Raw genomic sequence first — 22,133 nt, 5'->3', positions numbered from 1 at the left:
TAGCCTTACTCCGCCGCCATCGCGACCGGGGCCACCCGCAGGGCGGACAGCTCGGCCATGGTCACGCTGGCGCGCGCGATCGGGTTATTGAGATACGGGTCGCGGACGGCCGAGTGGAAGGCCACGTCGCCGAGGTCGCCCTTCCGGCCCAGGCTTGTCACGTCGAACGAGGCGGGCGCCGGCAGATAGTCGATGCGGCCGAAGGTCGGATGGTCCGACATCAGCTTCGAGCGCAGCGCGTCCAGGGTGTCGTACGGCAGGGTCTGGCCGACCAGAGCCGACAGGGCCCGCAGGATGGCCCAGTCCTCTTTCGCCTGCCCCTTGGGGAAGACGGCGCGTTCCGCCATCTGCACCCGGCCCTCGGTGTTGACGTAGATGCCCGGCTTCTCGGTGTAGGCCGCGCCCGGCAGGATCACGTCCGCGCCGTGAGCGCCGCGGTCGCCGTGGCTGCCCAGATAGACGCGGAAGGCGTCCGAAGCGCCCAGTTCGATCTCGTCCGCGCCCAGCAGGAACAGCACGTCCAGCGCGCCCTTGCCCACCATCCGCGCGGCGGTCAGGCCGCCCTCGCCCGGCACGAAGCCCATGTCGAGGCCGGCGACGCGCGAGGCGGCGCTATGCAGCACGTTGAAGCCGTTCCAGCCATCGGTCACGACCCCGACCTTCTTGGCCAGCGCGCCCAGGGCGTTGAGCACGGCCGCGCCGTTGTCGCCGGTCAGGGCGCCCGAACCGACGATGATCGCCGGCCGCTCGGCCTTGGTCAGGAAGTCCATCGCCGCCTTCGGCAGCTTGGCCAGCGTCTTGGAGCCCGCGCCCAGCCAGCTGTGGTCGAACGTCAGATTCATCTGCTCGCCGATAACCCCGACCTCAGTCCGGCCGGTCAGCCACGCCTTGCGCAGGCGGGCGTTCAGCAGCGGCGCCTCGGTGCGCGGATTGGCGCCCACGATCAGGACCGCGTCAGCCGTTTCAATGCCTTGCAGGCCGGAGTTGAACAGCCAGCCCTCGCGCGGCCCCTCGCCCACGGCCGCCCCGTCCTGACGGCAGTCGGTGTTGGCCGAGCCCAGGGCGCGGAACAGGTCCAGCGCCGCCTTCATCGATTCCGCGTCCTGCAGGTCGCCGGCGACGACACCGATCCGGTCGGCCGGAGCCGCCTTGATCCGCTCCGCCACGACACCCAGCGCCTCTTCCCACGAAGCAACGCGCAGCTTGCCGTTCTCGCGGACGTAGGGGCGGTCGAGCCGCTGGCGCTGCAGACCATCGACGACATAGCGGCTGATGTCCGACAGCCACTCCTCGTTGACGCCCTCGTTGACGCGCGGCAGCACGCGCATGACCTCGGGTCCTCGCGCATCGACGCGGATGTTCGAACCCAGTGCATCCATGACGTCGATGGACTCGGTCTTCTTCAGCTCCCACGGGCGGTAGTGGTACTGCCACGGCCGGTGGGTCAGAGCGCCGACGGGGCACAGGTCGTTGACGTTGCCCGACAGCTCGCTGTCGATGTTCTTCTCGAGATAGGTCGTGATCTCGGCGTCCTCGCCGCGCGAGATCATGCCGATGTCCGGCACGCCGGCGACCTCGGTGATGAAGCGGACGCAACGCGTGCACTGGATGCACCGCGTCATGAAGGTCTTCACCGTCGGACCCATGTTCTTTTCTTCGACGGCGCGCTTGTTCTCCGCATAGCGCGAGCCGTCGCGACCGTAGCCCATGGCCTGGTCCTGCAGGTCGCACTCGCCGCCCTGGTCACAGATCGGGCAATCCAGCGGGTGGTTGATGAGCAGGAACTCCATCACCCCTTCGCGGGCCTTCTTCACCATCGGCGTGTCGGTGAAGATCTCCTGGCCCTCGGCGGCCGGCAGGGCGCACGAGGCCTGCGGCTTCGGCGGTCCGGGCTTCACCTCGACCAGGCACATGCGGCAGTTGCCGGCGATCGACAGCCGCTCGTGATAGCAGAAGCGCGGGATCTCATGGCCGGCCTTCTCGGCGACCTGGAGCACGGTCATGCCGGGCTCGAATTCGGTTTCTACGCCGTTGACCTTGGCGACGGGCATCAGCGGGCCTCTTGCTCAGCAGCCACGGAATAGGTTTCCGTGGCGGTCGTCCCATCCGGGAGCGTCGTGTTGATGGTGATCGCCTCGCCGTCAAGGACGAAGCGCGTCACCGGGTCGCCGGACTGGTTCATCCAGCGGTTCTGTTCGGGGTTCTGGGCCTCGGAAGGCTTCCAGGTGATCAGGTCGCCGTCGACCCGGCACTGGGCCCGGCGGCGGCCGCCGTCGACCGGCGCGCGCCACGAGGCGTTGACGATCTCGCCTTCGAGGCCGTCGATCGAGATGTCGCCGACTTTCTGGCCGTGGATGTTGGCCAGACCGGCGCGACAGACCCGGCGCAGCGTGGCCGCGTCGAGCACGGCCGGAGCCTCGGGCGCGGCGTCCGTCTTCGCCGGAGCGGCCGACACCACGTCGGATGGCGTGGGCTCGGCCTTCTCCGCCCGCTCGCCGCAGGCGGCCAGCAGGACGGACAGGCTCGTCAGGAGAACCGCGGACCGCATCATGCGCCGCACTCCCCGGTGCGAACGCAGGGCTCGATGATCGTCTTCCATCGTGCATAGCCCGGCGGCGTCAGGTGCAGGTCGTCGGCGGTGACGGCCGGGTCGAGCCGGTCGCCTTGCGTGAGGAAGGCCGTGTGGATGTCGATCCAGTCTGCGCCATTCGCGGCGGCGGTCTGCATCAGCCGGGTGTTCAGGTCGCGGATGCGGGCGTCGAACTCTGGCTGACGCGGCAGCACGCTCTCGACTACCAGCTGGGTGTCCGGCAGAGCCGCCTTCCACAGCGCCAGAACGCGTCCCACGTCGGCGGCGATGGCCTCCGGCGTATAGCCGTTCGCCAGATCGTTGGTGCCGATCATCAGGATGATCCGCTGCGGTCGCGCGCCGACGACCTGAGCCGCTCGGGCCAGCACGCCATCGGACCGGTCGCCGCCGATGCCGTAGTTGCGCACCGGCACGCCCGGGAACAGGGCCGCCCAGTCGCCACCCTCTGTGATGCTGTCGCCGACAAAGGCGACGCCTGCGCCGTTCAGAGGCTCGTATCCGGAGAAGACGGTCGTCCGCTCGCGATAATGGTCCAGCAGCCACGCGTTGTCCCAGCCAGCCGGCGGGCGAACCGCGCTGTCCTGTTGCGGGGACACCCCGGCTGCCGGCGCGGCGGCTTCCGCCCATGCAGGCGCGGCGGCGCTGGACAGAAGTCCCGCTCCGATCAGCACTCCGGCAAGGATGGCGCGCACCCGGTTCATCGTTACTCCGCCGCGATCGCGTGGCCGGCGAAGTTCGCACGGCGGCTGCGGTAGGAGGCGATCCGCTCCTCGATCTCGTGGCGGAAATGCCGGATCAGGCCCTGCACGGGCCAGGCCGCGGCGTCGCCGAGGGCGCAGATGGTGTGGCCCTCGACCTGACCGGCCACGTCCAGCAGCAGGTCGATCTCGGAGGGGTCGGCCTCGCCGATCGCCATCCGCTCCAGCACGCGCCACATCCAGCCGGTGCCTTCGCGGCACGGCGTGCACTGGCCGCAGCTCTCATGCTTGTAGAAATAGCTGATGCGGGCGATGGCGCGGACCAGATCGGTCGACTGGTCCATGACGATCACCGCCGCTGTGCCGAGGCCCGAGCGCATTTCGCGCAGGCTGTCGAAATCCATCAGCGCCGTCTCGGACATCTCGCGCGTGATCAGCGGCACGGACGAACCGCCCGGGATCACCGCCTTGAGGTTGTCCCAGCCGCCGCGCACGCCGCCGCAGTGCTCTTCCAGCAGCTGCTTCAGCGGGATCGACATCGCTTCTTCGACATTGCACGGCCGGTTCACGTGGCCGCTGATGGTCATCAGCTTGGTGCCGGTGTTGTTCGGCCGGCCGAAGCCCGCGAACCAGTCTGCGCCGCGGCGCAAGATGGTGCCGACGACGGCGATCGACTCGACGTTGTTCACCGTGGTCGGGCAGCCGTAGAGGCCTGCCCCCGCCGGGAACGGCGGCTTCAGACGCGGCTGGCCCTTCTTGCCTTCCAGCGACTCCAGCAGGGCCGTCTCTTCGCCGCAGATATAGGCCCCGGCGCCGTGGTGAATATAGACGTCGAAGTCCCAGCCGTGGACGTTGTTCTTGCCGATCAGCTTCGCTTCATAGGCCTGCTTGACCGCGGCCTCCATGCGCTCGCGTTCCAGCACATATTCGCCGCGCAGATAGATGTAGCAGGCGTGCGCCTGCATCGCGAAGCTGGCGATCAGGCAGCCTTCGATCAGCAGCTGCGGATCGTGCCGCATGATCTCGCGGTCCTTGGCGGTGCCGGGTTCCGATTCGTCGGCGTTGACCACCAGATAGTGCGGCCGATCCTTCAGCTCCTTGGGCATGAAGGACCACTTCAGCCCGGTGGAGAAGCCGGCGCCGCCGCGTCCGCGCAGGCCCGAGTTCTTGACGTTGCTGATGATCCAGTCGCGCCCGAGGTCGAGCATGTCCCGGGTCGCGTTCCACGCGCCACGGCTCTTCGCCCCCTCGAGACCCCAGTCCTGGAGCCCGTAGAGGTTGGTGAAGATGCGATCCTTGTCTTCGAGGATTCCGACCATGGTCAGTTCAGGTCTCCACGCCGGCTTTCGGCCTTGCTGAGATTGTTGCGGGCCCAGACGATGATGCCAGCGCCGAAGACAGCCATGACGCCGCCGACGATCGCGTAGATCTCACCCTCTTCACCGAGGAAACCCATCAGGCCCGCAGCCGCGATTCCGACACCGAAAACTATGTCGCCCAGTCCGGCGAACATGATGATCCGCCAGGCGGCGGGCGTAGGTGCGTCAGCCATTACAGGCCCTCCCGCAGGCGACGGCGGTGATACCGGGTGCGCAGGAAGATGGCCGCCAGCATCAGCGCCCAGCCGATGGCCAGCGCCGCATAGCCGGCCCACTGCACCGTCGGCGCGGCGGCTCCGGCGTAGGTGGCCGTCCACACCGCGATGGCCCCGAGAACGACCAGCACGAAGCCGGCCAGCCGCTGACTACGGCCGACCGTGCGCAGCTCCGCGCGATACCGCGCGACCGCCTCTTGCTCGGAGACGTCGGGGTTGGTCACGCCGTCACCGGATCGCTGTTGGGCAGCTTCTTGATCTTCTGGGCCGCCGAGCCGTCATACAGTTTCGGATCGGTCAGGGTCAGGGCCCCGCCTTCCGGCTCCGAGCTGGCGCGGCCGACGCGCGATCCCGGCTTGGGCTTCTTGCCCGCCGCGAAGTCGTCGATGATCTGGGCCATGCTGTCGGCCGTCAGGTCTTCGAAATAGTAGTCGTTGATCTGGGCCATCGGCGCATTGGCGCAGGCGCCGAGGCACTCGACTTCCTGCCAGGTGAAGCGGCCGTCGGCGCTGAGCACGTCCTTGGGACCGATCTTGCTCTTGCAGACCTTCATCAGGTCACCTGCCCCGCGCAGCATGCACGGCGTCGTGCCGCACACCTGGATCAGGGCGCTGGTCCCAACCGGCTCGAGCATGAACATGGTGTAGAAGGTCGCGACCTCCAGCACCCGGATGAAGGGCATGCCCAGCAGTTCGCCGATGGCGCGGATGGCGGGCTCGGAGACCCAGCCTTCCTGCTTCTGGACCAGCCACAGGATCGGGATCACCGCCGACTGGCGGCGGTCGGCGGGATATTTGGAGATCCACCAGTCGGCCTTGGCCCGGGTCGCCTTGGAGAAGGCGAACGAGGCGGGCTGTTCCTTGGCGAGACGACGAACGCTCATCGGTCCACTTCTCCGAAAACGATGTCGAGGGAGCCGAGGATGGCGGACACGTCGGCCAGCATGTGGCCGCGGTTCATCCAGTCCATCGCCTGCAGGTGTTTGAAGCCGGGCGCCGCGATCTTGCAGCGGTACGGCTTGTTGGTGCCGTCCGAGACCAGATAGACGCCGAACTCGCCCTTGGGCGCCTCGACGGCGGCATAGACCTCGCCTTCCGGGGTGCGGAAGCCTTCGGTGTAGAGCTTGAAGTGGTGGATCAGCGATTCCATCGACCGCTTCATCTCGCCCCGCCGCGGCGGCACGAATTTGTTGTTGTCGGCCAGCACGATCTCGCCGGGGCAGTTGCGCAGCTTGTGGATGCACTGCTCCATGATCCGGACCGACTGCTTCATCTCCTCGATGCGGCAGAGGTAGCGGTCCCAGCAGTCGCCGTTCTTGCCGACGGCGATGTCGAACTCGAGGTCGGCATAGCATTCGTAGGGCTGCGACTTGCGCAGGTCCCACGGAATGTCCGAGCCGCGCAGCATCACGCCGGAGAAGCCCCAGGCCAGCGCCTGCTCCTTCGACACCACGCCGATGTCGACGTTGCGTTGCTTGAAGATGCGGTTCTCGGTGACGAGGCTCTCGATGTCCTTCAGCGCCGCCGGGAATTCGGCGCACCAGCGGCCAATGTCGTCCACCAGATCCGGCGGCAGGTCCTGGTGCACGCCGCCCGGGCGGAAATAGTTGGCGTGCAGGCGCGACCCGGAGGCGCGCTCATAGAACACCATCAGCTTCTCGCGTTCCTCGAAGCCCCACAGCGGCGGCGTCAGGGCGCCGACGTCCATGGCCTGCGTGGTGACGTTCAGCAGGTGCGACAGGATGCGGCCGATCTCGGAATACAGCACCCGGATCAGCTGCCCGCGGTACGGCACCTCGAGCCCCAGCAGCCGCTCGATGGCCAGGCAGAAGGCGTGCTCCTGGTTCATCGGCGCCACGTAGTCGAGGCGGTCGAAATACGGGATGTTCTGAACGTAGGTCCGCGCTTCCATCAGCTTTTCGGTGCCGCGGTGCAGCAGGCCGATGTGCGGATCGACGCGGGTGACGAGTTCACCGTCCAGCTCCAGGACGAGGCGCAGCACGCCGTGCGCGGCCGGATGTTGCGGGCCGAAATTGATCGTGAATTTTCGGTCGTCGAGCGCGCGGGCGTGCTCGGTACGCCCGTCGTGCGGCGCGTCGTCGAACACGTCGGTGGCTCCCAGCGGCGCCGGGATGGTGGATGCGTCAGCCATCAGCCCTGAACCTTCTCGTCGCCCGGCAGCACCGGCGCCGGATACTCAGCGCCTTCCCACGGCGAGGTGAAGTCGAACTGCCGGAATTCCTGCGTCAGCTTCACCGGCTCGTAGACCACCCGCTTCTGCTCGTCGTCGTAGCGGACCTCGACGTAGCCGGTCATCGGGAAATCCTTGCGCAGCGGATGTCCCTGGAAGCCGTAGTCGGTCAGCAGCCGGCGCAGGTCCGGGTGATCCGAGAACAGCATGCCGTACATGTCGAACGCCTCGCGCTCGAACCAGTCGGCGTTCGGATAGACGGAAATCACGCTCGGCACCGGCTTGTGCTCATCCGTCGTGACCTTGACGCGGATGCGCGCGTTCCGGGTCAACGAGATCAGGTGATAGACCACCTCGAACCGCTCCTCGCGATCCGGGTAGTCGACGCCGCACAAGTCGACCAGCTGCTGGAAGCCGAACCGGTCGCGCAGCGCCGTCAGCACCGCGACGATCCCCTCGCGCTCCGCCACCAGCGTCAGTTCGCCGAACGCCACCTGCGCCTGCACGCCCAGCGCGCCGACCATCTCGGCGCCCAGGGGCGTCAGGGCCGTTTCCATCTCTTCGGTGCGAGCGAGGGCGTTCATCGGTCGATCGTCCCCGTCCGCCGGATCTTCTTCTGCAGCTGCAGCAGCCCGTACAGCAGCGCCTCCGCCGTCGGCGGGCACCCCGGCACATAAGCATCGACAGGTACAACGCGGTCGCAACCACGCACTACACTGTAGCTATAGTGATAATACCCGCCGCCATTGGCGCACGAACCCATGGAAAGCACGTAACGGGGATCGGGCATCTGATCGTATACTTTACGAAGCGCCGGAGCCATCTTGTTGGTCAGGGTGCCGGCGACGATCATCAGGTCGGACTGGCGCGGGCTGGCGCGCGGAGCCATGCCGAACCGCTCCATGTCGTAACGCGGCATCGAGGCCTGCATCATCTCCACGGCGCAGCATGCCAGACCGAACGTCATCCACATCAGGGAGCCGGTGCGGGCCCAGTTGATCACGTCGTCCAGCGAGGTGGTGATGAAGCCGCGTTCGCCGAGCTCGGCGTTCACCTGCTCGAAGAATTTGTCGTGGATCGCCGGGTCGTAGCCCTGCACCAGCGTCCGGCCGGCCTGGCCGAAGGCGACCGGCGACGACGGCGCCGCTCCGGCTCCCGACGCGCCTTGGTTGCCCGCGCCGATCAGCGGGAAGGTGTTGTCGGTGGTCACTCCCATTCGAGGGCGCCCTTCTTCCATTCGTAGATGAAGCCGACGGTCAGCACGCCGAGGAAGACCATCATCGACCAGAAGGCGAACACCATGCCCGCCTGCGACAGGTCGAACATCGACACCGCCCACGGGAACAGGAAGGCGACCTCGAGGTCGAAGATGATGAACAGGATCGACACCAGATAGAACCGCACGTCGAACTTCATGCGGGCGTCGTCGAAGGCGTTGAAGCCGCACTCGTAGGCCGACAGCTTCTCGGAGTCGGGGTTCTTGGGAGCCAGCACCCAGGCCGCCAGCATGAAGCCGACGCCGAGCGCCGCAGCGATCCCGAGAAAGATCACGATCGGCAGATATTCGAGAAGGAATGCATTCATCCGGAAGGACCTCGTCCGCCACAGAGGGAGGGGCGGATTCGGCGCTTTCTAGACCCGGAACCGCGCCCGTTCAAACCCATGCGGCGAAAGGTTTTTCTTGAGAATGGTTCGCAACCATCCGGACCGGCATAGCCTCTGTCAGCGCCCGCGAGAAACCGGCGAAAAACTGCCCGGATCGTCGCCTTCGTCGCTTGACAGTGCGCAGCCGCCCCGCCTAAACGACGCCCCTCGCCGCGACGCACTGCTTCGCGGCCGGGAAACGCGGGTGTAGCTCAGTTGGTTAGAGTGCCGGCCTGTCACGCCGGAGGTCGCGGGTTCGAGCCCCGTCACTCGCGCCATTCCCTCTGATTTCGCAGTCAGGGAATGGCGCTCCGCCCCGCAGGCGGTCCTTTCATCCAGAATGACAGATCAGCCGATCGAGGTGTCAGTTGCGCCCGGCGACCAGCACGTTCTGTACGCGGCGGCCCAGCGGGTCGCGCGACTGCCAGGTCTCGCCGACATCGGCGTCGATCATCGCGGTGCAGAAACGCGGGATCAGCATATTGGGGCGGATGTTTCGGAGGCAGATACGCTCGCCCTCGACCCGCCAGCGCGCCGAAAGCCGCCGGCCGTCCGAGAACTGCGCCGCATAGCTGCCGTCCGGATCGAAGAAATGCTTGACCCAGCCGCCGTCGGGATAGCGCGACAGCACCGTGTTTCCGAAGGCGGAGTTGATGCCGGCCTGGCCCGGGCTGGCCAACAGACACGCGGCTGAAACAGCCGCCACGGCAAGCGTGCGAAGCATACTGGTACCCCTGATCAGCCCTTCCCGGGGCGGACTATTAACAATCGTTTAGGGAATGCCAACCCCTCTCGCCGGTTCCGCGAATAGTTGACTCTGGCGTGGGGGCTTCTATATGCGGCGCACGTTCGGGACAGGACTGGCGAATCCGCGCCGCCCGCTCGCCCAGAGACAGGGCGGTTCCGCACATCGCACGACGGCCCGATGCGCGGGGCGTCCTTCAGTACCTGTCCAAAGGACCCATGACCGAATTCTCCCAGCTGGGCCTCTCGCCCACGACCCTGCAAGCCGTCGTCGACACCGGCTATACGACCGCGACCCCGATCCAGGCCCAGGCCATTCCCGTGGCTCTCGCCGGCCGCGACGTTCTGGGCATCGCCCAGACCGGCACCGGCAAGACCGCCGCCTTCACCCTCCCCCTGATCGAACGCCTGTCCAAGGGCCGCGCCCGGGCGCGCATGCCCCGCGCCCTCGTGCTCGCCCCGACCCGCGAGCTGGCCGACCAGGTGGCCATGTCATTCGAGAAATACGCCAAGGGCACCAAGCTGACGTGGGTGCTGCTGATCGGCGGCGTCTCCATGGGCGACCAGGTAGCGGCGCTGAACAAGGGCGTCGACGTCCTGATCGCCACTCCCGGGCGTCTCCTCGACCTGTTCGAGCGCGGCAAGATGATGCTGAACGGCGTCGAGCTGATGGTCGTCGACGAGGCGGACCGCATGCTCGACATGGGCTTCATCCCCGACATCGAACGCATCTTCAAACTGACCCCGCCCAAGCGCCAGACGCTGTTCTTCTCGGCCACCATGCCGCCCGAGATCACCCGGCTGACCACCCAGTTCCTGAAGGATCCGACCCGCATCGAGGCCTCGCGCCCGGCGATGACGGCCGAAACCATCACCCAGTATCTGGTCCGCATCCCCTCCAGCGATTCGAAGATGAAGCGGGCCGCCCTGCGCGCCCTGATCGGCCGTTCAGACGTGCGCAACGGCATCGTCTTCTGCAATCGCAAGTCCGAGGTCGACGTCGTCGCCAAGTCGCTAAAGCAGCACGGCTTCGACGCGGCCCCGATCCATGGCGACCTCGACCAGTCGCTGCGTACCAAGACGCTGGCCGCCTTCCGCTCTGGCGAGCTGAAGCTGCTGGTCGCCTCCGACGTCGCCGCCCGTGGTCTGGATATCCCGGACGTCAGCCACGTCTTCAACTATGACGTCTCGCACCACGCCGACGACTATGTGCACCGCATCGGCCGCACCGGGCGCGCGGGCAAGACCGGCCAGACGTTCATGATTGTCACGCCGGCGGACGACCGCTCGCTCGACAAGGTGCTGAAGCTGATCAAGATGGCCCCCGAGGAGCTGGTGCTGGACAGCGCCGATCTCGGCTCCGGCTCCAGCCGCCGTCCAGAGAAGACGGAACGGGCGGAGCCGGCCCGCGAACGCGGCGGCCGCTCGCGCCGGGCTTCGGCTCCCGAAGCGGATGCCGATGAAGTCGTCGAGACTGTCGCTGAGGCGCCCGCCGCCGCCGTGGAGATCGCGGCCGTTTCGGAAACCGAGGCCAGGGCCCCTGCCCGCCGCAGCCGCAGCCGTCGCGGCGGCCGCTCGGCCACGGCCCAGGTTGAAGCTCCGGCCGAAGTTTCGGCCGCGCCCGCGGAGCCCGCGACTGACGCCCGGCCTGCCCCGGAAGCCCGCCCGGCCCAGGAAGCCCGCCCGGCCCAGGAAGCCCACCTGCGCCAGTCCGACCGCCGCGGCTCGCGCGCCGAGCCCGAGGCCCAGCGCAGCAATGGCCGCCCGTTCGGCGAGTCCGAAATCCCCGCCTTCCTGCGCCGGCCGGTCACCCTCAAGGCCTGAAAAGCCTGAGGGCGGCGGCGTTTTCGCCCGGATTTAACCGGGCGTTACGGAAACCCGGCCTAGATTGACGCCCGTTGAGGTCGCTGTTCCTGATGCGACCCGTCCGGGGACGTTGATGAAGGAAGCGGTCGAAACCACGCTGCGGGGACCCGAAGCCTATTCGCTGGCGCGTCGGGCCGTCGAGGCGATGGAGGCCGCGTCCGTCTGGCCGACCCCGCTCAATTTCGAACTCTGGCTGCAGTATCTGGGCGATCCGGACGGGGCCCTCGGTCGCGAGATCGAGCGGATGCTGGCCGCCGGCGAACCCTTCACCGAGGCGGTGGCCGAGATGCTGGCCGCCGAATACCTGCCCCGCGGAAGACTGACTGAAGAGATTCGCGACGCCGGCCGCGTCCTCGACCGTGAACTGAGCAGCGTCACAGAGGCGATCTCGAAGGCTCACAAGGCCCAGTCCGCCTACGGCCGTACCCTGGAAGGCGCCGCCGGCAGCCTCGAGGCCGCCGATGGCGCACCCCAGCTTCGCGCGATCGTCGCCGACCTGTCGGGCGCCACCCGCAAGATCAAGCGCGACAACGAAACTCTCGAGAAGAAGCTCGAATTGTCGACCCGGGAGATCGCCCGCCTGAGCGAGCACCTCGAACAGGTCCGCCGCGATTCCATGACGGACGCCCTGACCAACCTGGCCAACCGCAAGGCGTTCGACGAGCAACTGGAAAACGCCTGCCAGGCCGCCCTGGCCGACGGTGGGCGTCTGTCGCTCGCCGTCCTCGATATCGATCACTTCAAGCGCTTCAACGATACCTGGGGTCATCAGACCGGCGATCAGGTGCTTCGCTACGTGGCCAGCGTGCTCAGCAAGTCCGCCAAGCCCCCCCGCGTCGCCGCCCGCTACGGCGGCGAGGAGTTCGCCATCATCTTCCCGAGCGAAAGCCTGCCTGAGGTCGAGGGTGCGCTCGAAGGCATCCGGCGTGAGATCGGCTCCCGCTCCCTCCGCCGGCGCTCGACCAACGACGACCTCGGCGCCGTGACCGTCTCCATCGGCTTCGCCCACCGGCGCTCCGGCGAGACCGCCGTCAGCCTCCTCGGCCGCGCGGACGCCGCCCTCTACGCCTCCAAGCGCTCGGGCCGGAACCGCGTCACCTGCGCCGACTGGCTCGACGACGCCGCCTAGACCTCGCTCCAAATCGCGCCATAGTCGTACGATGAGAAGCTTGGCCTTCAACGTCGCCTACTGGCTCCTGTCGATCCTTTACGCCTCCGCGGCGGCCTTCGCGGCCCTCACCCCGGGGCGCGGCGCGACCAGCTGGATCATCCGCCGCTATGTGAAGCGGATGGTGCAGGCCATGCGCGTCTTCGCCGGCATCCGGATCGAGGCGCGGGGCCGCGAGCGCCTGCCGCAGGGCGCCTTCATCATCGCCTCCAAACACCAGAGCTGGGGCGACGGCTTCGCCACCTACGACCAGTTCGACGACCTCGCCTTCGTCACCGGGGACCATCTGGAGAAGTTTCCGCTGCTGGGCACGGTGCTGCGCAAGCTCGGGGCGATCGTGGTCAACAACTGCGGCGGCCGCGAAGCGCGCGAGGCGCTGAAACACCGCGCCGCCGACGCCCACGCCGCCGGCCGCAAGATCCTGATCTACCCCGAGGGCAATCTGGCCAAGGTCGGCGAGAAATTCCGCTACCGCTCGGGCGTCTGGCACATGTACCGCGACTTCGACATGCCCGTGGTGCCGCTGGCGACCAACCTCGGCCTTTTCTGGCCGCAGGAGGCGTTCGCGAAACATCCGGGGACGGCGACGCTGGAGTTCCTCGACCCCATCCCCACCGGGCTAGCCAAGGACGAGTTCCTCGCCCGCCTCGAAGCCGCCGTCGAAGGCAAAACCGCCGAGCTGATCGCCCAGGCGACATGTCGCCCCGTCACCCCCGCGGTTCAGGTCCCGACGCCCGACGAAGTAGCGAAGGCGGCGAAGCTCGCGGCCGCTACGGCTTGACCTTGGGCTTGCGCGGCTTTTTGGCCGCCGCCTTGCGCAGCGCCGCGTCGATCGATTGGCGCGCCCAGTCCACCGCTTCGTCCGGGTCGTCCAGAGCGCGCTCCGGCAACGACCAATAGGCCATGGTCATCGCCCCCTCCTTCGTGGGATAGGTGAACTGCCGCGCTCCGGCCGCGGTCAGCAGGGGCGCGTTGACCTCGTCCGCCTTCAGCCAGATCACCCCGTCGTCCAGCAGGGCGAAGATCGTGCCGTTGGCGTAGACGGCGCCCGCGCCGAACATTCGCTTGATCTCCAGCGGACCCAGCGCGGCCAGATGCTCGCGCACCCATTCGCCGAACTCGGGATCATAGGCCATCGGTCAGGCCGCCGGGATCACGGCACCGTCGTACTTTTGCGCGATGAAGTCCTTCACCGCCTGGCTGCGCAACATCGCGGCCAGCGCCGCCACCCGCGGATCGTCACGATTGTCCGCGCGGGCCACCAGATAGTTCACATACGGGCTGTCAGCGCCTTCCAGCGTCAGGGCGTCCGTCTTCGGCTTCAGCCCGGCGTCGAGCGCATAGTTGGTGTTGATCACGGCCATGTCGACCTGGTCCAGCACGCGCGGCAGGGTCGCCGATTCCAGCTCGCGGAACCGCAGGCCCTTCGGGTTGTCGGCGATGTCGCGCAGGCTCTGAAGCGGGTTGGTCGGGTCTTTCAGGCGGATCAGCCCGGCCTTCTGCAGCAGGATCAGCGACCGCCCGATGGAAGAGGCGTCGTTCGGCACCGCCACCTGCGCCCCCTGCGGCAGCTCGGCCAGCGACTTGAACCGGCGCGAATAGGCGCCCAGAGGCTCGACGTGCACGCCCGCCACCGTCACCAGACTGGAGCCGCGCGAGGCATTGAACTCGTCCAGATAGGGCTTGGTCTGGAAATAGTTCACGTCCAGCCGCTTCTCGACCAGCTGGGTGTTGGGCTGGACGTAGTCGTTGAACACCTTGATCTCGATGTTGACGCCCTGCGCCGCCAGCATCGGCTTGATGTGCTCGAGAATCTCGGCGTGCGGCACGGCGGTCGCGCCGACGATCAGCGGCGCGTTCGGCCCTGCGGCCTTTTCAGCTCCCTGCCCGCAGGCGGCGAGAGCCACGGCGGCGGCGGCGAGTGTCAGGAGAGTGCGGCGGATCATGGGAGGCCTTTCGGGGGAGCGATCAGCGGTGGGAAACGGCGGCGACGAGACGGTCGCCCAGCATCTGGAGACCCTGCACCAGCAGGAGCAGCAGGACGACGGTGACCACCATGACATCGGTCTGGAAGCGCTGATAGCCGAAGCGGATGGCGAGGTCGCCGAGACCGCCGGCCCCGACCACGCCCGCCATGGCGGTGTAGCTGACCAAGGCGATGGCGGTGACCGTCGCGCCGGCGATGACGCCGGGCATGGCCTCGGGCAGCAAGGCCCGCGTCACGATCTGGAACGTCGAGCCGCCCATGGCCTGGGTCGCCTCGACCACGCCCTTGTCGACCTCGCGCAGCGCGGTCTCGACCAGCCGCGCATAGAAGGGGGCGGCGCCCACGACCAGCGGCGGAATGGCGCCGGCCACGCCCAGCGACGTCCCGACCAGGAGCACCGTCACCGGCAGCATGACGATCAGCAGGATGATGAAGGGCACCGACCTCAGGATGTTGACGATCAGCGACAGCACGGCGTTGAGCACCGGATTGGCGGCCAGCCGCCCCCTGCCGGACAGGTACAGCAGCACGCCCAGCGGCACGCCGAACAGCACCGTCAGCGCCATCGACCCTGCGAGCATCAGCAGGGTGTCGCGGGTCGCCCGCGCGATCTCGGGCCAGTCGATGTTGGCGAACAGGGCTTCCATCACGCCGCCCCCACGCTTTCGACTGTAACGCCCCGGGCGGTCAGCTGCGCCACAGCCGCCTCCGCGTCGCCGCCGGTGAAGGCCACGACGAGCTGGCCGTACGGCTCGCCCCGGATGCGGCTGATGCGGCCCGACAGGATCGAATAGTCCACGCCCACCGAGCGCGCGACGCGGCTCAGTTCCGGCTCATAGGTCGAGCCGCCGCGGAACGTCAGCTTCGCCAGCCGTCCGCCGGCCGGAGCCATGGACGCGTCGAACGCCTCATCGCCCTCGGCCAGCATGGCCCGCGTCGCGGCGTGTTGCGGATGCAGGAAGACGTCGGCAGTCGCCCCCTCCTCCACCACCCGGCCGTCCTTCAGCACCGCCACGCGATCACACACCCGCCGCACCACCTCCATCTGGTGGGTGATCAGCACGATGGTCAGGCCCAGCTCCCGGTTCAGCTGGTCCAGCAGGGTCAGGATGTCCTCGGTCGTCTCGGGGTCCAGAGCGCTAGTGGCCTCGTCGCACAGCAGCACCTTGGGCTCCGTCGCCAGCGCCCGGGCGATGCCGACCCGCTGCTTCTGGCCACCCGACAGCTGGGCCGGATGCTTCTTCGCATGCTCCGTCAGCCCCAGCCGCTCCAGCAGCTCCGCCACCCGGCGGTCGACCTCAGCGCCCGGCCGGCCTTCCAGCCGTAGCGGAAAGGCCACGTTCTCGGCGATCGTCTTCGCGTTCAGCAGGTTGAAATGCTGGAAGATCATCCCGATCCGCCGCCGTGCAGCCCGCAGCTCCGTCGGCTTCAGCGCCGTGATCTCATGCCCGTCGACCAACACCCGGCCAGCGTCCGGCCGTTCCAGCAGGTTGATCGTCCGGATCAGCGTCGACTTGCCCGCGCCCGACCGGCCCACCACGCCGAACACCTGCCCGGCCTCGACCGTCAGATCGATCCCGTCCAGCGCCACGCGTTCGCCCGCCGCGCTCCGGAAGCGCTTCGTCACCCCCTCCAGCCTGATCATCAGCCGGCGTCCAGCGCCTTGGCGGGGATGATGGTGACGCTCTCGCCGCAGCCGCAGGCGTCGGTCTGGTTCGGGTTCCGGAACACGAATTTCGACGCCAGCTTCGTCGTCTCGTAGTCGATCTCCGACCCGATCAGGAACAGGATTGCCTTGGGGTCGATCAGGATGGTGACGCCCTTGTCCTCTACGACCTCGTCCATCGGCCCAATGCTCTCGGCATAGGCGAAGGTGTATTCCTGGCCGGCGCAGCCGCCGTTCTTCACGCCCACGCGGATGCCCACGGCGGGCGTCTCCGCATTGGCCATGATCTCCCGCACGCGGTCGGCTGCGGCGTCGGTCAGGGACACGGCCTTGGGACGGGGCCGGCGGGGGCGGGTGCTGGTCTGAAGCTCGGTCATCGCGTCCTCAGAACATGTTCAGGGCCAGCTTGGCCTCGTCGCTCATCTTCGACGGATCCCAAGGCGGGTCGAACGTCAGGTCCGCCGTCGCCGACTTGATGCCCTCGACCTTCATCACCGCCTGTTCGACCCAGATCGGCATCTCGCCGGCCACCGGGCAGCCCGGCGCCGTCAGGGTCATCTCGATCCGCGCGTCGAAATCATCGGACAGGTCGACCTTGTAGATCAGGCCCAGCTCATAGATGTCGACCGGGATTTCCGGGTCGAACACCGTCTTCAGCGCGGCGATGATGTCGTCGGTCAGCCGGTCCAGCTCGGGCTGCGAGATCGCGCCCGCCGCCACGGCCGCGCCGCGTCCGCCGTCATCTTCAAGTGTCGTCTGGTCGCTCATGCAAAGAACTCACGGGCCTTGATCAGGGCGTCGGCAAAGGCGTCGGCGTCCTCGAGGGTGTTATATAGGGCGAAGCTGGCGCGGGCGCTCGACGTCAGGCCAAACCTTTTCGCCAGCGGCTCGGCGCAGTGCAGCCCGGCCCGCACCGCAACGCCGTACCGGTCCATGACCTGGGCGATATCGTGGGCGTGGGCGCCGTCGACGGTGAAGGTCAGGATCGCCCCCTTCCCTTCCGCCTCGCCGATGACCCGCAGCCAGTTGACGCCATTCAGCCGCGCCCGGGCATGGTCGTACAGCGCCTTCTCGTGGGCCGTCACCGCCGCCTTGTCGAACTGGCTGAGCCATTCGATGGCCGCGCCCAGGCCGATGGCCTCGACGATCGGCGGCGTCCCCGCCTCGAACCGGTGCGGCGGCTTGGCGTATCTAATCTCGGTCGCGGTGACCGTCTCGATCATCTCGCCGCCGCCCTGATACGGCGGCAGCGCTTCCAACGCTTCCGCCGTGCCGTAGAGCGCGCCGATCCCCGACGGCCCGTACAGCTTGTGGCCGGTGAAGACGTAGAAGTCGCAGCCGATGGCCTGCACGTCCGGCGCGGCGTGCACCGCGCCTTGGCAGCCGTCGATCAGCACCTGCGCCTCCACGGCGTGCGCCATCTCCGTGATCGCCCGCACAGGATTGATCGTCCCCAGCACATTCGACATGTGGGTCACCGACACGATCCGTGTCTTCGGCCCCAGCAGGTCCGCATAGGCCGCCATGTCCAGCGAACCGTCGTCCAGCGTCGGGATCCACCGGATCACCGCTCCGCGCCGCTCCCGCAGCAGATGCCACGGCACGATGTTGGAGTGATGCTCCATCTCCGAGACGATGATTTCGTCGCCGGGCTGGAGGGTCTGGCCGATCCCGGAGGCCACGAGGTTGATCGCCTCGGTCCCGCCCTTGGTCCAGACGATGTTCGTCGCCGCCGGCGCATTGAGAAACCGCGCCACGCTCTCGCGCGCGGCCTCGAACGCTTCGGTCGTCTCGTTGGCCATGGTGTGCAGGCCGCGATGGACGTTGGCGTAGCTGCCCTCCATCGTCCGCACCATGGCGTCGATCACCGCCCGCGGCTTCTGCGCCGAGGCGGCCGAGTCCAGATAGACCAGCGGCTTGCCGTTCACCGTCCGCGACAGGATCGGGAACTGCGCGCGCGCGGCGTAGGGATCGAAGCGGGTCACAGGCGAGCCGTCAGCCATTCCCGCACCACCTCTCTCGCGCCCTCAGGCTCGATCCGGTCGACCACCTCCACCAGAAACGCCTCGGTCAGCAGCGCCCGCGCCTCGTCGGCCGGGATGCCCCGCTGCTGCATGTAGAACAGGGCGTTCTGGTCCAGATTGCCGACTGTATTGCCGTGCGCGCACTGCACGTCGTCGGCGTAGATGATCAGCTCCGGCTTGGCGTCGACCTCGGCCCGCTCGCCGAGGATCAGCGCGTGGTGCCCCATCCGCGCATCCGTTCCGTCGGCCCCGCGCTCGACCACGATCTTGCCCTGGAACACGCCGCGAGCGGTGTCGCGCACCACCCCCTTGGTCAGCTGCGAGGTCGTGCCGTTCGCCGCCGCATGGTCGACCACGCTGGTCAGGTCGGCATGTCGCGCGTCGGACAGCAGATACAGCCCGTCCAGCCGCACATCCGCGCCCTGGGCCAGATGCGTCACCTCGGTCTCGAGCCGCTGCAGCTTCGCCCCGGTCGTGACGATGGTCTGGCGATAGCGCCCGCCCGGCGCGACCCGCACCCGCGCCTGCGAGATGGAGACCACGTCCGCCGCCTCGTCGGCGAGGACGATCCGCGTCACCTCGGCGTCGTGCGCGACGTCCAGCTCCAGCCGGTTGTGCGCCACATAGGCCGAGCCCTCGCCCTCATGGGTCTCGAGGATCAGCAGCCGGGCCCCGGCCCGCGCCGAGATACGGGCGGATACGGTATGGCCCGTGCCCTCGGCCTTCGAGATGAGGCGCAGCCGCACCGTCTGCGTCCCGGACGCCATCAGGGTGCTGACGCCGACGGGCCGTCCGTTGACGAACACCATGGCCTCGCCGCCCAGCGCCTCGAACGGCCCGCCGCCGGTGATCGGGATGGCCGCCGACGGCGAAGGATGCGGCGCCTCGCGAAGAACCTGGCGCAGGTCGCTGTATTTCCACGCCTCCACCCGCCGCGAGGGGAAGCTGGATGCGTCGCGAAGGTCGATCTGTGCGGCCGGGATCAAGCGGCTTGCGGCAGATACTTGTCGTACCCTTCCGCCTCCAGCTGCAGCGCCAGTTCCGGCCCGCCCGAGGCCACGATCCGGCCGGCGGCCAACACATGCACCCGGTCCGGTTTGATGTAGTCCAGCAGGCGCTGATAGTGGGTGATCACCAGCATGGCCCGGTCGGGCGAACGCAGGGCGTTGACCCCGTCGGCCACGATGCGCAGGGCGTCGATATCCAGCCCGGAATCCGTCTCGTCGAGGATCAGCAGCGATGGCTCAAGCAGGGCCATCTGCAGGATCTCCATCCGCTTCTTCTCGCCGCCGGAGAAGCCGACATTGAGCGGCCGCTTCAGCATGTCGAAGTCCATCTTCAGCGCCGCCGAGGCCGCCTTGACCATCTTCAGGAAGGCGGGCGCAGACACCTCGTCCTCGCCACGCGCCCGCTTCTGGGCGTTCAGCGCCGTGCGCACGAAGGTCAGGGCCGGGACGCCGGGAATCTCGATCGGATACTGGAACGACAGGAAGACGCCCTTCGCCGCCCGCTCGGCGGGCTCCAGCGCCAGCAGGTCCTCGCCCTTCCACGCCACGGCGCCGTCGGTCGCTTCATAGCCCGGCCGTCCCGACAGGGCGTAGCCCAGCGTCGACTTGCCGGCCCCATTCGGCCCCATGATGGCGTGCACCTCGCCCGCCGGCACATCGAGCGTCAGCCCCTTGAGGATCGGCTTGTCGCCGACGGAGACGTGAAGATTGGAGATGGAAAGCACGTCAGGGCCTCGTCGGGGAATCGAAGGAAAACAGCTGGACCGCGGTCATTGAAGACGCTCCGGTCCGGCGACCGTCTGGGCCGACCGCGGCCGAGCCCGTGAGGCGGCGCTGGGCGCCTGGCAGTCCAGGTTCATGGCGATGCTGATCCGCTCGCTGGCGCCGGTGTAGGGCGTGACGCCATGCTTGAGCCAGGACGGGAACAGCACCAGATCGCCGACCGCGGACTTGATCGACTTGGCTCCATTGTAGGGCTCGCCGGTGGCGTCCGTGAGCCGAAAGTCCTTGTGCCGCATGCTCGGCAGAGGATGCCGCGGATCCTCGAAATGCAGCAGACCCCCGACATCCTCGCCGGGCAGGTCCTGACCGAGATCGGCATAGAAAACCGCAGCCCACAGCATGCCCGGATGGACGTGCACGGAGTTGGACGCGCCCGGTCCGGAGATGTTGGCCCACATGTGCGCCGTCCAGACGTAGTCGTCGGATGTGGCTCCGCTGAACGACGACACCTGCCGCGCCATAGCGATCGCGAGATTCGCCAGTCGTTTCGCCGCCGGCCCGCCCCAGGCGATCATGTCATAGGTCGAATGCCAGCCGCCGACATTGGACTGCGAGACGCCCGGATGCGCGCGCTGACGCTCGCGTGCGACATCGCGAATTTCGCGGGCAAGTGCCGCGCCGTCAGCGAATTTCCCGACCACCACCGGCGTCGAGAACAGGTGGTTGATCTTGAGATTCAGCTCGGTGTTCGGAGCGGTCGTCATCCAACGCTCCCTTCCAGACTGATCGCCACCAGCTTCTGCGCCTCGACGGCGAACTCCATCGGCAATTCCTGCAGCACGTCGCGGACGAAGCCGTTGACCAGCAGGGCCACCGCCTCCTCCTGCGAGAGCCCGCGCTGCTGGGCGTAGAACAGCTGGTCGTCGGACAGCCGCGTCGTCGTCGCCTCGTGCTCCAGCTGGGCCGAGCCGTTGCGGGCCTCGATGTAAGGCACGGTGTGCGAGCCGCACTCCTTGCCGATCAGCAGGCTGTCGCACTGGGTGAAGTTGCGCACGCCCGTCGCCTTCGGGTGCACCGACACCAGTCCGCGATAGGTCGAGTCCGACTTCCCGGCCGACACGGCCTTGGCGATGATCCGGCTACGGCTGTTCTTGCCGAGGTGGATCATCTTGGTGCCGGTGTCGGCCTGCTGGCGCCCGTTGGTGATGGCGATCGAATAGAATTCGCCCGAACTCTCCTCGCCCTTGAGGATGCAGGACGGATATTTCCAGGTGATGGCCGAGCCGGTCTCGACCTGCGTCCACGACACCTTCGACCGGTCGCCGCGGCAGTCGGCGCGCTTGGTGACGAAGTTGTAGATGCCGCCCTTGCCGGTCGCCGGATCGCCCGGATACCAGTTCTGGACCGTCGAATATTTCACCTCGGCGTCGTCCAGGGCGACGATCTCGACCACGGCGGCGTGCAGCTGGTTCTCGTCCCGCATCGGGGCCGTGCAGCCCTCCAGATACGAGACGTAGCTGCCCTTGTCGGCGATGATCAGGGTCCGCTCAAACTGGCCCGTGTTCGACGCATTGATCCGGAAATAGGTCGACAGCTCCATCGGGCAGCGCACGCCCGGCGGGATGTAGACGAACGACCCGTCCGAAAAGACCGCGCTGTTCAGGGCCGCGAAATAGTTGTCCGAGACCGGCACTACCGAGCCTAGGTATTTGCGCACCAGCTCAGGATGTTCACGCAAGGCCTCGGAAATAGGCATGAAAATCACACCGACCTTGGCCAGTTCGGCCTTGAAGGTGGTCACCACGCTGACGCTGTCGAACACCGCGTCCACCGCATAGCGCGGCGCGCCCTCGACGCCGGCCAGCACCGCCTGCTCCTTCAGCGGGATGCCCAGCTTCTCGTAGACGGCCAGCAGTTCGGGATCGACCTCGTCGAGGCTCTTGGGCCCCTCCTTCTGCTTCGGCGCCGCGTAGTAGAACAGGTCCTGATAGTCGACCGGCTCGTACTTCACCGCCGCCCAGGTCGGCTCTTCCATGGCCAGCCAGCGCTCATAGGCAGCGAGGCGCCACTCCAGCATCCACTCCGGCTCGCCCTTCTTCTCCGAGATGAAGCGCACGATGTCGGCGCTCAGCCCCTTGGGCGCGTATTCGGTGTCGATATCCGAGGTGAAGCCGTGCTCGTATTTCTCGAGCGCGGCGACCGCTTCGATGGTTTCCTTAACAGCGGCCATGA

26 protein-coding genes and 1 tRNA gene are annotated in these 22,133 nt (G+C 67.6%); 4 read left to right on the top strand and 23 right to left on the bottom strand.

The window, feature by feature from the left end:
• Window positions 1-5: 5 nt before the first annotated feature.
• From nuoG to GGQ87_RS12545, 11 genes are read right to left on the bottom strand one after another with little or no spacing between them, the layout of a single operon-like run.
• Window positions 6-2,051, bottom strand: coding sequence for an NADH-quinone oxidoreductase subunit NuoG (gene nuoG / locus GGQ87_RS12595; RefSeq protein ID WP_168048293.1), 2,046 nt, complete (start codon window positions 2,049-2,051; stop codon window positions 6-8).
• A complete protein-coding gene (locus tag GGQ87_RS12590; RefSeq protein ID WP_168048291.1) occupies window positions 2,051-2,551 on the bottom strand; it encodes a hypothetical protein in 501 nt (166 codons plus the stop codon). Before GGQ87_RS12590 ends, nuoG begins: the two co-directional genes overlap by 1 nt.
• Window positions 2,548-3,291: a GDSL-type esterase/lipase family protein gene (locus GGQ87_RS12585; RefSeq protein WP_168048289.1), complete on the bottom strand. Its 744-nt coding sequence runs from the start codon at window positions 3,289-3,291 to the stop codon at window positions 2,548-2,550. The genes GGQ87_RS12590 and GGQ87_RS12585 overlap by 4 nt, the downstream gene beginning before the upstream one ends.
• Before the next feature lie 2 nt (window positions 3,292-3,293).
• Window positions 3,294-4,607: an NADH-quinone oxidoreductase subunit NuoF gene (gene nuoF / locus GGQ87_RS12580; protein WP_168048287.1), complete on the bottom strand. Its 1,314-nt coding sequence runs from the start codon at window positions 4,605-4,607 to the stop codon at window positions 3,294-3,296.
• Between the two features lie 2 nt (window positions 4,608-4,609).
• Window positions 4,610-4,840: a hypothetical protein gene (locus GGQ87_RS12575; protein ID WP_168048285.1), complete on the bottom strand. Its 231-nt coding sequence runs from the start codon at window positions 4,838-4,840 to the stop codon at window positions 4,610-4,612.
• Window positions 4,840-5,106, bottom strand: coding sequence for a hypothetical protein (locus tag GGQ87_RS12570; RefSeq protein ID WP_168048283.1), 267 nt, complete (start codon window positions 5,104-5,106; stop codon window positions 4,840-4,842). The genes GGQ87_RS12575 and GGQ87_RS12570 overlap by 1 nt, the downstream gene beginning before the upstream one ends.
• Window positions 5,103-5,765 (bottom strand): NADH-quinone oxidoreductase subunit NuoE, encoded by a 663-nt coding sequence (gene nuoE / locus GGQ87_RS12565; protein WP_168048281.1) that lies wholly within the window; start codon window positions 5,763-5,765, stop codon window positions 5,103-5,105. The genes GGQ87_RS12570 and nuoE overlap by 4 nt, the downstream gene beginning before the upstream one ends.
• Window positions 5,762-7,033 (bottom strand): NADH-quinone oxidoreductase subunit D, encoded by a 1,272-nt coding sequence (locus tag GGQ87_RS12560; protein WP_168048279.1) that lies wholly within the window; start codon window positions 7,031-7,033, stop codon window positions 5,762-5,764. The genes nuoE and GGQ87_RS12560 overlap by 4 nt, the downstream gene beginning before the upstream one ends.
• Window positions 7,033-7,629: an NADH-quinone oxidoreductase subunit C gene (locus tag GGQ87_RS12555; RefSeq protein WP_245161670.1), complete on the bottom strand. Its 597-nt coding sequence runs from the start codon at window positions 7,627-7,629 to the stop codon at window positions 7,033-7,035. The genes GGQ87_RS12560 and GGQ87_RS12555 overlap by 1 nt, the downstream gene beginning before the upstream one ends.
• A gap of 23 nt (window positions 7,630-7,652) precedes the next feature.
• Window positions 7,653-8,309, bottom strand: a complete 657-nt coding sequence (locus tag GGQ87_RS12550; RefSeq protein WP_425339282.1) for a NuoB/complex I 20 kDa subunit family protein — start codon at window positions 8,307-8,309, stop codon at window positions 7,653-7,655.
• A complete protein-coding gene (locus tag GGQ87_RS12545; protein WP_168048275.1) occupies window positions 8,279-8,656 on the bottom strand; it encodes an NADH-quinone oxidoreductase subunit A in 378 nt (125 codons plus the stop codon). The genes GGQ87_RS12550 and GGQ87_RS12545 overlap by 31 nt, the downstream gene beginning before the upstream one ends.
• A 261-nt stretch (window positions 8,657-8,917) precedes the next feature.
• Here GGQ87_RS12545 and GGQ87_RS12540 point away from each other — a divergent pair.
• Window positions 8,918-8,994, top strand: a tRNA-Asp gene (locus GGQ87_RS12540).
• Window positions 8,995-9,080: 86 nt separating this feature from the next.
• Here GGQ87_RS12540 and GGQ87_RS12535 read toward each other — a convergent pair.
• Window positions 9,081-9,440 carry a hypothetical protein gene (locus GGQ87_RS12535; protein WP_168048273.1) on the bottom strand — a complete coding sequence of 120 codons (360 nt, stop codon included), beginning with the start codon at window positions 9,438-9,440 and terminating at the stop codon, window positions 9,081-9,083.
• Between the two features lie 239 nt (window positions 9,441-9,679).
• Here GGQ87_RS12535 and GGQ87_RS12530 point away from each other — a divergent pair, with 239 nt between their 5' ends.
• The 3 genes from GGQ87_RS12530 to GGQ87_RS12520 all read left to right on the top strand — a co-directional run bounded on the left by GGQ87_RS12530 (window position 9,680) and on the right by GGQ87_RS12520 (window position 13,275).
• Window positions 9,680-11,284, top strand: a complete 1,605-nt coding sequence (locus GGQ87_RS12530) for a DEAD/DEAH box helicase (protein ID WP_168048271.1) — start codon at window positions 9,680-9,682, stop codon at window positions 11,282-11,284.
• Between the two features lie 115 nt (window positions 11,285-11,399).
• Complete coding sequence (locus GGQ87_RS12525) at window positions 11,400-12,455, top strand: GGDEF domain-containing protein (protein WP_168048269.1); 1,056 nt, start codon at window positions 11,400-11,402, stop codon at window positions 12,453-12,455.
• A gap of 31 nt (window positions 12,456-12,486) precedes the next feature.
• A complete protein-coding gene (locus tag GGQ87_RS12520) occupies window positions 12,487-13,275 on the top strand; it encodes a lysophospholipid acyltransferase family protein (protein ID WP_168048260.1) in 789 nt (262 codons plus the stop codon).
• Here GGQ87_RS12520 and GGQ87_RS12515 read toward each other — a convergent pair.
• Genes GGQ87_RS12515 through sufB form a run of 11 tightly spaced genes read right to left on the bottom strand, consistent with a single transcriptional unit; the run spans window position 13,265 to window position 22,131 of the window.
• Window positions 13,265-13,630 (bottom strand): TfoX/Sxy family protein, encoded by a 366-nt coding sequence (locus GGQ87_RS12515; RefSeq protein ID WP_168048258.1) that lies wholly within the window; start codon window positions 13,628-13,630, stop codon window positions 13,265-13,267. The genes GGQ87_RS12520 and GGQ87_RS12515 overlap by 11 nt on opposite strands.
• A 3-nt stretch (window positions 13,631-13,633) precedes the next feature.
• The gene (locus GGQ87_RS12510) at window positions 13,634-14,440 is read right to left on the bottom strand and encodes a MetQ/NlpA family ABC transporter substrate-binding protein (RefSeq protein ID WP_168048256.1); all 807 of its coding nucleotides are present in this window, start codon (window positions 14,438-14,440) and stop codon (window positions 13,634-13,636) included.
• A 22-nt stretch (window positions 14,441-14,462) separates the two neighbouring features.
• On the bottom strand, window positions 14,463-15,128 hold the full coding sequence (locus GGQ87_RS12505; protein WP_168048254.1) for a methionine ABC transporter permease: 666 nt from the start codon (window positions 15,126-15,128) through the stop codon (window positions 14,463-14,465).
• The gene (locus GGQ87_RS12500) at window positions 15,128-16,126 is read right to left on the bottom strand and encodes a methionine ABC transporter ATP-binding protein (RefSeq protein WP_168048252.1); all 999 of its coding nucleotides are present in this window, start codon (window positions 16,124-16,126) and stop codon (window positions 15,128-15,130) included. The genes GGQ87_RS12505 and GGQ87_RS12500 overlap by 1 nt, the downstream gene beginning before the upstream one ends.
• Window positions 16,126-16,524, bottom strand: a complete 399-nt coding sequence (locus GGQ87_RS12495) for a HesB/IscA family protein (protein ID WP_168048250.1) — start codon at window positions 16,522-16,524, stop codon at window positions 16,126-16,128. The genes GGQ87_RS12500 and GGQ87_RS12495 overlap by 1 nt, the downstream gene beginning before the upstream one ends.
• Before the next feature lie 7 nt (window positions 16,525-16,531).
• On the bottom strand, window positions 16,532-16,915 hold the full coding sequence (locus GGQ87_RS12490; protein ID WP_168048248.1) for an SUF system Fe-S cluster assembly protein: 384 nt from the start codon (window positions 16,913-16,915) through the stop codon (window positions 16,532-16,534).
• Entirely contained in the window at window positions 16,912-18,150 is a 1,239-nt protein-coding gene (locus GGQ87_RS12485) for an aminotransferase class V-fold PLP-dependent enzyme (protein WP_168048246.1), read from the bottom strand. The genes GGQ87_RS12490 and GGQ87_RS12485 overlap by 4 nt, the downstream gene beginning before the upstream one ends.
• Entirely contained in the window at window positions 18,129-19,157 is a 1,029-nt protein-coding gene (gene sufD, locus GGQ87_RS12480) for a Fe-S cluster assembly protein SufD (RefSeq protein ID WP_168048244.1), read from the bottom strand. Before sufD ends, GGQ87_RS12485 begins: the two co-directional genes overlap by 22 nt.
• Window positions 19,154-19,903, bottom strand: coding sequence for a Fe-S cluster assembly ATPase SufC (sufC, locus tag GGQ87_RS12475; RefSeq protein WP_168048242.1), 750 nt, complete (start codon window positions 19,901-19,903; stop codon window positions 19,154-19,156). The genes sufD and sufC overlap by 4 nt, the downstream gene beginning before the upstream one ends.
• Window positions 19,904-19,948: 45 nt before the next feature.
• Window positions 19,949-20,665, bottom strand: coding sequence for a TIGR02466 family protein (locus GGQ87_RS12470; protein WP_168048240.1), 717 nt, complete (start codon window positions 20,663-20,665; stop codon window positions 19,949-19,951).
• Complete coding sequence (gene sufB, locus GGQ87_RS12465; RefSeq protein WP_168048239.1) at window positions 20,662-22,131, bottom strand: Fe-S cluster assembly protein SufB; 1,470 nt, start codon at window positions 22,129-22,131, stop codon at window positions 20,662-20,664. The genes GGQ87_RS12470 and sufB overlap by 4 nt, the downstream gene beginning before the upstream one ends.
• Between the last annotated feature and the right edge of the window lie 2 nt (window positions 22,132-22,133).

The sequence above is a fragment of the Brevundimonas alba genome (assembly GCF_011927945.1).
In the GTDB taxonomy this organism is placed as follows: domain Bacteria; phylum Pseudomonadota; class Alphaproteobacteria; order Caulobacterales; family Caulobacteraceae; genus Brevundimonas; species Brevundimonas alba.
Note: the sequence above shows the minus strand (reverse complement) of the source record. Positions and strands in the feature narration are given on the sequence as shown.